Raw genomic sequence first — 12,865 nt, 5'->3', positions numbered from 1 at the left:
CGGAGGGCACCATGTTCAATCTGGAGCAGTTGCTGCACCCCGTCAGCGCCGTCAGTCCCTGCGGCGAAGACATCACCTTCAGCCAGGAGCTCGACGCCATCGCGCGCGCGCGCCAGCACGACGACCCGAGCCTGGACCAGGGCGAGTGGGTGACGGCGCTGAAGGAAGCCGACTGGCCTTTCGTGGCGACGCGCTGCGAACAGCTGATCGCCACGCACAGCAAGGATTTGCGCGTGGCCGTGTGGCTGGCCGAGGCGCACGCGAAGACGCGCCATTTCCGCGGCCTGGGCGACGGCTACGCGCTGCTGGCCGGCCTGTGCGAGCGTTACTGGGATGGCCTGTACCCGCCGGCGGAAGAGGGTGACCAGGAACAGCGCATCGGCAATGTCTTCTGGCTGCTCTCGCGCACGCCGCAGCTGCTGCGCGAGATTCCGCTGACGGAAGGCGCCGACGGCCTGTTTTCGCTGCAGGATTTCGATGCGGCGCGCCAGCGTGCGGCCGCCAGCCTGGTGCCGGGCGCGGCGGAGCAGGGCTGGGGCGATGCGCGCCACGACGAAGGCGTGCCCCTGGCGCAGATGGAGGCGGCGCGGCAAAGGAACTCGCGCGCCTTTTCCGACGCCTTGCTGGCCGATGCCCAGTACTGCATGCAGTCGCTGCTGGCGTTCGAGCGCAGCGTCGACGCGCGTTTCGGCGTCGACGGTCCGAGTTTTCGCGCCGCCCGCGAAGCGCTGGAAAACGCCATTCATTTCATCGCGCCGCTGTCACCGGATGCGGACTTTGTCGGCGCGCCGAGGGCCGCTGGCCAGGGCGCTGACGCAGGCGCAGGCGGGAGCGCCATCGTGCAGCGCCAGCAGGCGCTGGCCCAGCTGCGCCAGGTGGCCGATTTTTTCCGCCGCACGGAGCCGCACAGCCCCGTCGCCTACCTGGCCGACAAGGCCGCCAGCTGGGGCGAGCTGCCGCTGCACCTGTGGCTGCGCGCCGTCGTGAAGGATTCAAGCACCCTGGCGCAACTCGACGAAATGCTGGGCACGAACAGCGCGAACGGATGATCGGTTTGCGCGCTTCCATGCTAATCTTCCGGCATGTCCAGAATGTTCATCCTGCCTGCCGCGCTATGCCTGTTCCTCGCTGCCAGTGCGCGGGCGGAGGGGGCGACGCCGCTGGTGATCTATGGCGACGACGATTATCCGCCGTACTCCTACGTCGACAACGGCCAGCTGAAAGGCATCTACACGGAGATCGTGCGCGAAGCCGTGCAATCGATGCCGCAATATGCGGTGCAACTGCGTCCCGTGCCGTGGAAACGGGGCGTGCTGATGCTGCAGACTGGCGAGGCGTTTGCCCTGTATCCGCCGTATTCGTGGCGCAGCGAGCGGCCGTACGTGCGCTATTCCGTGCCGTTGCTGATGGAGCAGCTGGTGGTGCTGTGCAACCAGGACGTGCTGGCGAAGCGCGCGCTGCGGCAATGGCCCGCCGATTACGGCGGCCTGCACATCGGCGTGAACGCGGGTTTTTTGCTGGGCGATGCGCAACAGACGGCAGCCCTGCAAGCGGCCAGCATCGTGTTCGATACGGCCAAGGGCACGCGTACGAATCTGCTCAAGCTGATGCGCGGGCGTATCGATTGCTATGTCAGCGACCGCCTGTCGGCGCAATGGGAATTGCAGCGCATCCGGCGCGAGGGTGCGCCGGGCACGCCGATGCAGGCGATACAGGAAACCGCGCAGCTGGCCAGCCAGCAGGGCCACCTGGGTTTTACGGAGCGCCGGCCCGCCGCCTACCCTTATCGCGATGACTTTATAGAACAATTCAATGCCGCCATCGTGCGCATGCAAGCCAATGGCGCAATCCGCCGCATCCTGGACCGCGCGCTGCTGCCCTGACTGATTCAACCCGATGGAGAAAAACATGAAAAGAATATTATTGCTATGTGTGCTCGTGCTGGCCGGCTGCGTAGGCCGGCCCGAGAATATTGTACCTGTCAGCAATTTCGACACGACCCGTTATCTGGGCAAATGGTATGAGATCGCGCGCCTCGACCATTCGTTCGAGCGGGGCCTGAGCCACGTGACGGCCGACTACAGCCTGCGCCAGGATGGCGGCCTGAAAGTGCTCAACCGCGGCTACCAGGATGCGGACGCGAAGTGGAAGGAAGCGGAAGGCAAGGCGTATTTCGTCGACAAGAAAGACGTCGGCTACCTGAAAGTGTCGTTTTTCGGGCCCTTCTATGGTTCCTACATCGTGTTTGATTTGGACCAGCAAGATTACAGCTATTCCATGATCAGCGGCCCCGACAAGTCCTACTTCTGGTTGCTGTCGCGCACGCCCACCATGGATCCTGCCTTGCAGCGGCGTTTGATCGAGAAAGCCGGCGGCTTGGGTTTCGATACATCAAAATTGATCTATGTGAAGCAAAACTGACCTTGCTTGCCTGCCGCCCGTTCGTGGCGGCAAACCGTCTTCTGGCTGTTGCTTTTCTGCATGTTATTTCTTGCAATACCACTCTGATTCACTCACAATCTGCTCCAAAGTGGTGCGCTGCGGCGTGCTGCCATTCTGGTGACGCGCCTGCCATTGCGTCGCCGCTCGTGATTGCCGCACGGCAGATGCCTGCTATATTGATACGTAGCAGCAGGTCGGTTTCGTGGCGTCTGTGCATTGTTTTTTTCAGATAGGAATCACGCAATGAAAAACCTCAAAATCGGCGTACGTCTCGGTGGCGGTTTTGCCGCCGTCCTGCTCCTGTTGACGACCCTGACTGTGGTGGGCATCGTGCAGATGCAAAGCGCCAGCAAGGAAACCGATGCGCTGGTCAACGTCAAGGTGCGCAACGAGCGCCTGATTGGTGAATGGACCAAGGTCATCGAGGTGAACGCGGCGCGCACGGCGGCCGCCTGGAAAGTCGGCGATCCCGAACACCAGAAGCAGTTTGAACAGGAAATGGCCGTCTCGTCGGCACGCGCCACGGAAATTCAGAACGCTATCGGCAAAAGCGAGCTGAATGCCGAAGAGCAATCGCTGTACCAGGAGGTGCTGAGCACGCGCAAGGCTTACACGGAAGTACGCAAGAATGTGTTCAAGGCCAAGAATGCGGGCGACCTGGAACTGGGCAAGCGCCTGTACGAAGGCGACATGGCCGCCAAGCGCGACATCTACCTGGCATCGTTGAAGAAGCTGGAACTGCTGGAAGCCAAATTGCTCGATGAAACGGCTGCGCAAATCCGTTCGCGCTACGAAAACGGCCGTCTGCTGCTGATCTCGCTGGGCGTGGTGGCCATCTTGCTGGGCATTGCCTGCGCCTACTGGATCACGCGCTCGATCACGCGTCCCATCACGCGTGCAGTCGAGGTGGCGCAAGCCGTTTCCGCCGGCGACCTGACCAGCCATATCGTCGTGGAAAGCCGCGATGAGACGGGGCAATTGATGCACGCGCTGAAAAACATGAACGATAAACTGGTCAGTATCGTGGGTCAGGTGCGCGCCGGCACCGAATCGATCAGCACGGCGTCGAGCGAAATCGCGGCCGGCAACCTGGACCTGTCGTCGCGCACGGAAGAGCAGGCCAGTTCGCTGGAAGAGACGGCATCGTCCATGGAAGAGCTGACCTCCACCGTGAAACTCAACGCCGACAATGCGCGCAGCGCCAACCAGCTGGCCATCGACGCCTCGCAGATCGCCAGCAAGGGCGGCGTGGTGGTCTCGGAAGTGGTCAGCACCATGGGCTCGATCAACGATTCCTCGCGCAAGATCGTCGACATCATCAGCGTCATCGACGCCATCGCCTTCCAGACGAATATCCTGGCCCTGAACGCGGCCGTCGAAGCGGCCCGCGCCGGCGAGCAGGGCCGTGGTTTTGCCGTCGTGGCCTCCGAGGTGCGCAACCTGGCGCAGCGCTCCAGCGCGGCGGCCAAGGAAATCAAGGGCTTGATCGACGATTCCGTGCAAAAGGTCGAGGCCGGTTCGCAACTGGTGGACAAGGCGGGCCGCACCATGGACGAGATCGTGCAAAGCATCAGCCACGTGACGCAGATCATGAACCAGATCACCGACGCCAGCGATGAGCAGCGCACCGGCATCGAACAAGTCAACCGGGCCATCGGCCAGATGGATCAGGTAACGCAGCAAAACGCGGCCCTCGTGGAAGAAGCGGCGGCGGCGGCCGAATCCATGCAGGAACAGGCAGCCAAGCTGGCCGACGTGGTGGGCGTGTTCAAGCTCGATGCCACACAGCGCTATGTTTCGGCCAGTGCTGGCCCGTCCGTGACGGCGTCGGCACAAGGAGGGAAAACTGCCACGCGACCGGCCGTGCAGCCAGCCAAGCACCGTGCGCCGGCACCCGCCGCGGCCGCGCCTGCGCCGGGCAAGGCGGCGCAAGCGGACGCTGTGCGCGCACGCGCGCCGAAGACGACGGTGGCATCCGGTGCCGACGACTGGGAAGAGTTTTAAGCGCAGCTTTCCCTTGGCATGGCGTGGGCGCTACAATCGCGGCTTGAAGACAGCCGCGAACGCGCTCCGCCATGACCACCCGCCGTACCTCCCGCTCTATTTCCAGCGCGATCACCAGCCCTGGCGCCGCATCCTCCTTCCAGGCTGAACCCGCCAAACGCGCACGCTGCCCGGTTTGCCTGCGCGCTGCGTCCAGCTGCATTTGTCGCTGGACTGCCCCCGTCGCCCACGCCGTGGACGTGCTGATCCTCCAGCATCCGCTGGAAGTCCACAACGCCAAGGGCAGCGCCCGCTTGCTGCATCTGAGCCTGCCCAACAGCCGCCTGCTGACGGGCGAACAGTTTGCCCCTGAGGCTCTCGCTGAACTGCTGGCCGACAAGCACAATGTGCTGCTGTACCCGGATACGCCAGGCGACCGTTCGCTGGGCATCGCGCCGCCGCCAGCGCTCGACCCGTCCATCTTGCTCGATCCTGCCCGATTTTCGAGCCAATTGCGGCTGGTGGTGCTGGACGCCACCTGGCGCAAGAGCCGCAAGATGCTGTATCTGAATCCCCTGTTGCAACAGCTGCCGCGCCTGCCGCTGCGCGATACACCCGCTTCCCATTATCTGATCCGCAAGGCGCATGCGCCAGACCAGTTATCGACCCTGGAAGCGACGTGCTATGCCCTGATGCAGTTGGAGCAGGACGCTTCCCGCTTCGTTCCCTTGATCACGGCATTTGACGGCTTTGTGGCGCAGCAGTTGAGTTATGTCATGCCGCATGGCGAAAAAGCTTGAAACGACAGCACGGTAGCCCTTGATCTTGGCCGCACAGCGGCATAGTATACTGTACGTATATACAGTTGATGGGGCCGTTCATGAAAGCAATCATTCCAGAGCACGATGACAGCTTCGCCGGGCAAGCCATGTTGCCGCCGCAATCGCTGAAAGCGCAAAAGGGGCGCGGGGCCATCTCGAACCTGCAGGGGCGCCACGAGACGCATGCGCGCGCCGGTTTCGATGACGGCTGGAGCGTGGGCGGCCTGGACGAGGCGCCTGGGGAAGAGGCGGCGCCGGGATGGAAGACGCAGGTCAGCGACGAACAGGCGCGCACCATTCTCACGCGCAACGCTTCGCCCGATTTGCCCTTCAACGTGTCGCTGAACCCGTACCGGGGGTGTGAACATGGCTGTATTTATTGCTTTGCCCGCCCCACGCACAGCTATCTGGGCCTGTCGCCGGGCCTGGATTTCGAAAGCCGCATCTACGCCAAGGTGAACGCCCCCGAACTGTTGCGGCGCGAACTGGCCAAGCCGTCGTATGTGCCCGAACCGATCGCCCTGGGCGTCAATACCGATGCGTATCAGCCGTGCGAACGCGAACGGCAGCTGACGCGGCGCGTGCTGGAAGTGCTGCACGAATGCGACCACCCCGTGGCGCTGATCACGAAGTCATCGCTGATCGAGCGCGATATCGACATACTGGCGCCCATGGCGGCCAGGCGCCTGGCGGCCGTGGCCGTCACTGTCACGACGCTGGACCCGGCCATCGCGCGCACCCTGGAGCCGCGCGCGGCCGCCCCGGCGCGGCGCCTGCGCACCATCCGCAGCCTGACGGAGGCGGGTATTCCCGTGGGCGTGAGCATCGCGCCCATCATCCCGTTCGTGACGGAGCCGGAAATCGAGCAGCTGCTCGAAGCCGTGCGCGACGCGGGCGCCATCCACGCCCATTACGTGGTGCTGCGCCTGCCGTGGGAAGTGAGCCCCTTGTTCCAGCAATGGCTGGAAGCGCACTTTCCGGAGCGTGCCCAGCGCGTGATGAACCGGGTGCGCGAAATGCGTGGCGGCAAGGATTACGACAGCGCGTTCGGCGCGCGCATGCGCGGCGAGGGCGTGTGGGCTGACCTCATCCGCCAGCGCTTTGAAAAGGCCGTGCACCGGCTGGGGCTGCACGGCAAGGGCGGCCGCTTCAAGCAGCTCGATTGCACGCAATTCCGCCGGCCGCTGGTGGTGCCGCCGCTGGGTGCAAAAGTAAAAAAAGGCAATGCGGGGCAGCTGGATTTGTTTTAAGTTAAACCGGCGTCACCGCTGATGCCGCAGGGCTGCGCTCATGGGCAGCAATGCGGGCGAGGCTGGTCTGCGGCTGTGAGGAGTGCCGTCGCTTGCCAGAAGTGGCGCGCCGCCGTCCGGAAACGCGGAGGCAGAGGCTAGACTCAGGCTACCTCAGGCGCCGGAGGGCGTTGCGGCGCTATCGTGGGCATTATCCTGTGCTTGCATCTGCGCCAGATGTTGCTCAATGGAAAAGACATGCGGATCGCTCTTGCCCAGTTCGCGCAGGGCGCTGGCCAGGTGCAGCAGGTACTCGCTGTTCGGACCGCTGGGGCCGTTTGATCGGGCGATCTGGCGCGCGATATCGAGTTCCGATGCGGCGCCGAGGAAGGCGGCGTTTTCCTCGTTGGCGATGTACACCAGGCCTTCGACCTTGCTGCCATCGTCGAAGGTGATGTCGGTGGCCAGGCGCAGGTAGCCGTTTTTTTCGCGGTGGTCGAGGTGGGCGAAGACTTCGGGCGTGATCAGATACGCCATGCCGTCGCACACGGCGCCCGCCTGCGGCACGATGGTGGCGACCCGGCCCGGCGCCATGGGCGTGCCCCGGTGGTCGTGCGAACCTTGCCAGAAGCGCCGCGTCCAGCCTTCGATGCTGGCGGGGCGCCGTTCGATATAGGGGAAGTCCGCCTTGTAGATCAGCGAGCCGTAGCCGAACAGCCAGACCTGCTCATGGCCGTCGAATTTGTTCATGCGCCGGTTGGCGGCGATGGTAGCGGCGTCGGTGGCAGACAGGGCGTGCTGGTCAGGCTGGGTCATGGTGCAAGTGGATAAGGGGCGATGCGCCATTATAAAGGGGCGCCGGCCGGGCCGCCGGCCGACAGCGCCTCGCGGGCCGTGCCGCCGCCCGCTCCCACGTTCCACTCGTGCGTCTCGACAAAGCGGAACAGGAAGGCCATGAAGCTTTCGGCGGCCGGCGACAGCGAACGCCCCGTCTTCGTGTAGACGAAAAAGCGCCGCGTCAGTTCCGGCTCGTGCAGGGTGCGCATGTGCAATTTGTAGAGTTTGACCATCGGTTCCGCGTACGGCAGGCAGACCGTGATGCCGAGGTTGGCGCTGACCATGGCCAGCGCCGTCGTCATGAAGGTCACTTCATTGTAGGGGTTGAGCGACAGTTCGCGAAACGCGCCGTGCATGTCGCGCAGCAGGCGTTCCGTAAATTGCCCCTGCAGCGAGATGAACGGATAGTCGCCCACGTCGGCCCAGGTGACGCGCTCTTTTTGCTGCAGCGGATGCTGCTCGGGGAAGACCAGCACGAAGGGCATCTCGAACAGCACTTGCGCGGCGATTTCCGCCGTCGGATCGCGCTCGGGGCCGATGCCGAAATCGACTTCGCCGCTGAAGACGCGCGCCGACACGTTTTCCACGGGGCAGTCGACAAGGCGCAGCTGCACGTCCGGGTGCGCCTGGCGGTAGGCGGCGATCACTTCCGGCAGCAGGGTGCACGCCATCATCTGCGGCGCGGCGATGCGCACCAGGCCCGTCTTCAGGGCCTTGCGCTGGGCGATGCCGGCCATGGCGCCGTCGAGGTCTTCGATCATCTTTTCAAACAGCGGATACAGTTCGCGGCCGATTTCCGACAGCTGCGTCTTGCGCGTGCTGCGCTCGACCACGCGCACGCCCAGCACGCTCTCCAGTTCCTTGATCAAGCCGCTCAAGGCCGATTGCGTCACGTGCAGATATTCGGCGGCCAGGGTAAAGCTGCCGGTCTTGGCCAGCGCCACGAAGGCGCGCATCTGTCGCAGGCTGGGACTCATAAGATAATCCGATAAATTGATGGTTAAAAATTGTTTGTATGATAGCTGTAACTCGATTCTAATGGTGAAAAGCTGAAAAACAGGCCAGCCATCGCGCCCCGCGCGCATCCATTGGAGACAAACACCATGAAGATCAAGCAAATCCACCACGTCGCCTACCGCTGCATCGACGCGAAGAAAACCGTCGAGTGGTACGTCAAGCATTTGAACATGAATTTCGTCCTCGCCATCGCCGAAGACCTGGTGCCGTCGACCAAGGCGCCGGACCCGTACATGCACGTCTTCCTCGACGCGGGCCAGGGCAATGTGCTGGCCTTCTTTGAGCTGCCGACGCAGCCGCCGATGGACCGCGACCGCAATACCCCGGCCTGGGTGCAGCACCTGGCGCTGGAAGTGAGCAGCATGGAGGAGCTGCTGGCCGCCAAGGAGCGCCTGGTGGCCGGCGGCATCGAGGTGCTGGGCCCCGTCAATCACGCCATCTTCCAGTCGATCTATTTCTTCGACCCCAACGGCCACCGCCTGGAACTGGCGGCCAACGTGGGCACGCCCGAGATGATGGCCAAACTGGACGCCGTCAAATGGGAAATGCTGGAAGAATGGTCGCAGACGCGCCGCGCACCGAAGCACGCCGCCTGGATGCACGCGCCGGCCGACGCCTGAGCGCCGCACACGGCATCCATCTGAACACTACGCCTAACAAGGAACACACTCCATGAAACTCGCAACCCTGAAAAACGGCAGCCGCGACGGCGCCCTGATCCTCGTCAGCCGCGACCTGCGCCAGTACCAGCGCGTGGCCGCCATCGCTCCCACCCTGCAGGCGGCGCTCGACAACTGGGACGCTGTGGCGCCCAAGCTCGAAACCGCCTACGCGGCCCTGAACGCGGGCCAGGCGCCGGACGCGCAGCCGTTTGATGCCAATCTGTGCCACTCGCCGCTGCCGCGCGCCTACCAGTGGGCCGACGGTTCGGCCTACATCAACCACGTGGAACTGGTGCGCAAAGCGCGCAACGCGGAAGTGCCGGCCTCGTTCTACACGGACCCGCTGATGTACCAGGGCGGCTCCGACAGCTTTATCGGCCCGCGCGACCCCATCTTCGCCCTGTCGGAAGAGTGGGGCATCGACCTGGAAGCGGAAGTGGCGGTGATCACGGGCGACGTGGCCATGGGCGCCGGCGCGGCCGACGCGGCGAAAGCGATCCGGCTGGTGATGCTGGTCAACGATGTCTCCTTGCGCAACCTGATCCCGGGCGAACTGGCCAAGGGCTTCGGTTTCTTCCAGTCGAAGGCGGCCAGCGCGTTTTCGCCCGTCGCCGTCACGCCCGATGAACTGGGTGCCGACTGGGCGGACAGCAAGCTGCACCTGCCGCTGCTGGTGGACTTGAACGACAAACCGTTCGGCAAACCGAATGCGGGCGAAGACATGACCTTCAATTTTGCGCAGCTCGTCGCCCATGCGGCGAAGACGCGCGAACTGGGCGCCGGCAGCATCGTCGGCTCGGGCACCGTGTCGAACAAGCAGGGCAACCTGTTCGGCTCCAGCATCGAAAACGGCGGCGTGGGTTACTGCTGCCTGGCCGAGGTGCGCATGTATGAAACCATCGAACACGGCGCGCCGAAGACGGCCTACCTGAAGTTCGGCGACACGGTGCGCATCGAGATGCGCGACGCGGCGGGCGCCAGCATCTTCGGCAGCATCGAGCAAACCGTGGCCCTGTACGCCGGCCGCGCCTGAGGGGAGGGCGCCCCATGAAGCTGTACACCTATTTCCGCAGTTCGGCCGCCTACCGCGTGCGCATTGCCTTGAATTTGAAGGGTATCGCCTACGACAGCATCCCCGTGCACCTGCTGCAGGACGGCGGCCAGCAGCTGCTGCCGGCCTACCGCGCCGTCAACCCGTCGGCCCTGGTGCCGGCGCTCGACGACGAGGGCGCCATCCTGACGCAGTCGCTGGCCATGCTCGAATACCTCGATGAGACGCGGCCAGCCGTGCCGCTGCTGCCGGCGGACGCGCTGGGACGGGCGCGTGTACGCGCGCTGGCGCTGGCGATCGCCTGCGACGCCCATCCGTTGACGAATCTGCGCGTCCTGAAATACCTGAAAAATACCCTGGGGCTGTCGGACGAGGCCAAGCAGGAATGGTACCGCCACTGGATGGCCGAGGGACTGGCGGCCGTGGAAGCGCTGCTGGCGCAGGGCGATCCGGCCGGAGTTGGCCTGTTCTGTCATGGCGACAGCCCGACGATGGCCGACTGCTGCCTGGTGCCGCAAGTGTTCAATGCGCAGCGCTTCGCCATCGACCTGGCGCCGTATCCGCGCGTGGCGCGCATCCATGCGCATTGCGCCGGCTTGCCGGCCTTTGCCGCCGCCCATCCGTCGCAGCAGCCCGACGCCGAATAGCTTTTATAAGGCGCGAGCCAGAACACCCCGCCGGGCACCAGGCGGGGTTTTTTTATGCGTGCTTGATTTGGGCAGTCAATACCCGCTTGCCGGTAGGCTACAATTTGCGTTTGCCCAAATATTTTACTGACGCGCCATGACCGCAACAACCGTTCCTGCCAGCATCGCCGATGCCCTGTCCCTGGCGCATGCTTCCTGGCGTCCCGTCCTGCTGCGCGGCTTGCACGCCGTGATGGCGGCCGATCCCGCCTACCTGCCGGCGCTGGCCGCCGACGATTACCTGCCCACGCAGGGCCGGCTGTTTGCCGCCTTTGCCCTGCCGCTGGCGCAGGTGCGCTACGTGCTGGTGGGCGAGGGGCCGTATCCGCGTGCCGACAGCGCCACGGGCGTGTGCTTCATGGATGGCGCCGTCGGCAGCCTGTGGTCGGCGACGGGCCTGTCGAAACCCGTCAACCGCGCCACCTCCTTGCGCAACTTCATGAAGATGCTGCTGGTGGCGGATGGCCAGCTGCAGGCTGGCGACACCTCGGGCGTCGCCATGGCGCCCGTGGCCGCCGCCGCGCTGCAAACCGGCAGCGGCGTGATCCAGACCCTGCCCGACTTGCAGCGCAAGATGACGGAGCAGGGTTTCTTGCTGCTCAACGCGGCGCTGGTATTCCGTGCCCACGTGCGGCCCGTGCAGGATGCGCGCGGCTGGCTGCCTTTCCTGCAGGTGGTGCTGGAAGCGCTGGCGCAACAGGGCGGGGCGGCCTTGCCGCAACTGGTGCTGTGGGGCAAGATTGCCGAGCTCATCAAACGCTTGCCGGTGGCCGCAGCCTTGCCGCAGGTGACGGCGGAACATCCGTATAATCTGTCCTTTATCGGCAACAGCGACATGCAGGCCCTGTTTGGCCCGATGCAACTGTTGCGTGCTTGAGCTTGAATCATCGCCTGTCTGGCGGAAGTGCGGGGAATATGCAAATCAGTAACGTGGAAGAATTGAAGGCGTGGATCGCGGCGGGCGGCGAGCCCGACTATCTGTATTTCTGGGGCCACACGCCGGCGCAGCCGCAGGTGCCCGACAAAAGCTGCTTCAGCCAGTGGTTTCCGTCGCCGTTCAGCCTGGCTGGCGTGACGTATGCCACGGCCGAGCACTACATGATGGCGCAAAAGGCGGCCCTGTTCGGCGACACGGCCGTGCAGGCGCGCATCGTGGCGGCCGCCCGGCCGTCGGAAGTGAAGAAGCTGGGGCGCGAAGTGGCCAATTTTGACGCCAGGGCGTGGGAGGCGGCGCGCGCGGGCATCGTCTTCGATGGCAATTTTGCCAAGTTCTCGCAAAAAGCCGCGCTGCGCAAGTTCTTGCTGGGCACGGGCGAGCGCGTCATCGTCGAAGCCAGTCCCGTCGACCGCATCTGGGGCGTGGGCCTGGCGTCGGACAATCCGCGCATCGGCGATCCGGCCCGCTGGGACGGCTTGAACCTGCTGGGGTTTGAGTTAATGAAAGTACGTAGCGCTCTGCGTGCCTGAGCAGTATTGTTGTTTTCCTGATGCCGCCGCGCCTGGCGCGGCCGGCCATGCCCCTTCCCGCCCTGTGGTCATCGAGGGGCGCTCTGACAAACCCCGCCGAATTTGTTATACTTGACTAAATCATTCAACTACTCGGGGTTTGAGAAGTTGAAAAACCGCAATATTTTAAACCAGTTGACCAGAGGATGTATGCGTCTGACTACAAAAGGCCGTTTTGCCGTGACAGCGATGATCGATCTTGCCCTGCGCCAGGGCAAGGGACCGGTCACCTTGTCCGGCATCAGCCAGCGCCAGTCGATTTCCCTGTCCTACCTGGAGCAGCTGTTCGGCAAGCTGCGCCGGCATGAGATCGTCGAATCGATCCGCGGTCCGGGCGGCGGCTACAGCCTGGCGCGCCGTGCCGACAAGGTGACGGTGGCCGACATCATCATCGCCGTCGACGAGCCGCTCGATGCCACGCAGTGCGGCGGCAAGGAGCATTGCCACGGCGCCGACGCGGCCACGGGCGCGCGCTGCATGACGCATGAATTGTGGTCCACGCTCAACGAAAAAATGGTCGATTATCTGGATTCTGTGTCCTTGCAGGACCTGGTCGACCAGCAGAGACAAAAGATTGCCGAACAAAGCGTGATGGTGATGCACCGTAACCACGCCGCCCTCGGTTGAACAT

14 protein-coding genes are annotated in these 12,865 nt (G+C 64.1%); 12 read left to right on the top strand and 2 right to left on the bottom strand.

Annotated features, from left to right (window positions below; all coding sequences use genetic code 11):
* Nucleotides 1–11 precede the first annotated feature (11 nt).
* The 6 genes from tssA to AC3RCG_RS20545 all read left to right on the top strand — a co-directional run bounded on the left by tssA (nt 12) and on the right by AC3RCG_RS20545 (nt 6,496).
* Nucleotides 12–1,049 (top strand): type VI secretion system protein TssA, encoded by a 1,038-nt coding sequence (gene tssA / locus AC3RCG_RS20570; RefSeq protein ID WP_492403274.1) that lies wholly within the window; start codon nt 12–14, stop codon nt 1,047–1,049.
* 33 nt (nt 1,050–1,082) lie between these two features.
* A complete protein-coding gene (locus AC3RCG_RS20565) occupies nt 1,083–1,883 on the top strand; it encodes a substrate-binding periplasmic protein (RefSeq protein ID WP_070288787.1) in 801 nt (266 codons plus the stop codon).
* 25 nt (nt 1,884–1,908) lie between these two features.
* Entirely contained in the window at nt 1,909–2,421 is a 513-nt protein-coding gene (locus AC3RCG_RS20560; RefSeq protein ID WP_070224147.1) for a lipocalin family protein, read from the top strand.
* Between the two features lie 264 nt (nt 2,422–2,685).
* Nucleotides 2,686–4,446, top strand: coding sequence for a methyl-accepting chemotaxis protein (locus AC3RCG_RS20555; protein WP_492403271.1), 1,761 nt, complete (start codon nt 2,686–2,688; stop codon nt 4,444–4,446).
* 71 nt (nt 4,447–4,517) lie between these two features.
* Entirely contained in the window at nt 4,518–5,225 is a 708-nt protein-coding gene (locus AC3RCG_RS20550) for a tRNA-uridine aminocarboxypropyltransferase (protein ID WP_492403269.1), read from the top strand.
* A gap of 80 nt (nt 5,226–5,305) precedes the next feature.
* A complete protein-coding gene (locus AC3RCG_RS20545) occupies nt 5,306–6,496 on the top strand; it encodes a PA0069 family radical SAM protein (RefSeq protein ID WP_492403267.1) in 1,191 nt (396 codons plus the stop codon).
* A gap of 153 nt (nt 6,497–6,649) precedes the next feature.
* Here AC3RCG_RS20545 and AC3RCG_RS20540 read toward each other — a convergent pair whose 3' ends face one another.
* Nucleotides 6,650–7,291 carry a gamma-glutamylcyclotransferase gene (locus AC3RCG_RS20540; RefSeq protein ID WP_492403266.1) on the bottom strand — a complete coding sequence of 214 codons (642 nt, stop codon included), beginning with the start codon at nt 7,289–7,291 and terminating at the stop codon, nt 6,650–6,652.
* Between the two features lie 29 nt (nt 7,292–7,320).
* The gene (locus tag AC3RCG_RS20535; RefSeq protein ID WP_230505091.1) at nt 7,321–8,289 is read right to left on the bottom strand and encodes a LysR family transcriptional regulator; all 969 of its coding nucleotides are present in this window, start codon (nt 8,287–8,289) and stop codon (nt 7,321–7,323) included.
* A 126-nt stretch (nt 8,290–8,415) separates the two neighbouring features.
* On the opposite strand from AC3RCG_RS20535, the gene AC3RCG_RS20530 reads away from it, so the two are divergent.
* The 6 genes from AC3RCG_RS20530 to iscR all read left to right on the top strand — a co-directional run bounded on the left by AC3RCG_RS20530 (nt 8,416) and on the right by iscR (nt 12,861).
* Complete coding sequence (locus AC3RCG_RS20530) at nt 8,416–8,949, top strand: VOC family protein (RefSeq protein ID WP_492403264.1); 534 nt, start codon at nt 8,416–8,418, stop codon at nt 8,947–8,949.
* A gap of 52 nt (nt 8,950–9,001) precedes the next feature.
* Nucleotides 9,002–10,024 (top strand): fumarylacetoacetate hydrolase family protein, encoded by a 1,023-nt coding sequence (locus AC3RCG_RS20525; protein ID WP_492403262.1) that lies wholly within the window; start codon nt 9,002–9,004, stop codon nt 10,022–10,024.
* 14 nt (nt 10,025–10,038) lie between these two features.
* Nucleotides 10,039–10,689, top strand: a complete 651-nt coding sequence (maiA, locus tag AC3RCG_RS20520) for a maleylacetoacetate isomerase (protein WP_492403260.1) — start codon at nt 10,039–10,041, stop codon at nt 10,687–10,689.
* 136 nt (nt 10,690–10,825) lie between these two features.
* Entirely contained in the window at nt 10,826–11,605 is a 780-nt protein-coding gene (locus AC3RCG_RS20515) for a uracil-DNA glycosylase family protein (protein WP_492403258.1), read from the top strand.
* Nucleotides 11,606–11,643: 38 nt separating this feature from the next.
* On the top strand, nt 11,644–12,195 hold the full coding sequence (ybiA, locus tag AC3RCG_RS20510) for a riboflavin biosynthesis intermediates N-glycosidase (RefSeq protein WP_070224139.1): 552 nt from the start codon (nt 11,644–11,646) through the stop codon (nt 12,193–12,195).
* 189 nt (nt 12,196–12,384) lie between these two features.
* Nucleotides 12,385–12,861, top strand: coding sequence for a Fe-S cluster assembly transcriptional regulator IscR (iscR, locus tag AC3RCG_RS20505; RefSeq protein WP_034779566.1), 477 nt, complete (start codon nt 12,385–12,387; stop codon nt 12,859–12,861).
* Nucleotides 12,862–12,865: the final 4 nt, after the last annotated feature.

It is taken from the genome of Janthinobacterium sp. GW823-FHT01H08 (genome assembly GCF_058797855.1).
The sequence above is the reverse complement of the archived record's forward strand: the minus strand, read 5'-3'. Positions and strand labels throughout refer to the sequence as shown.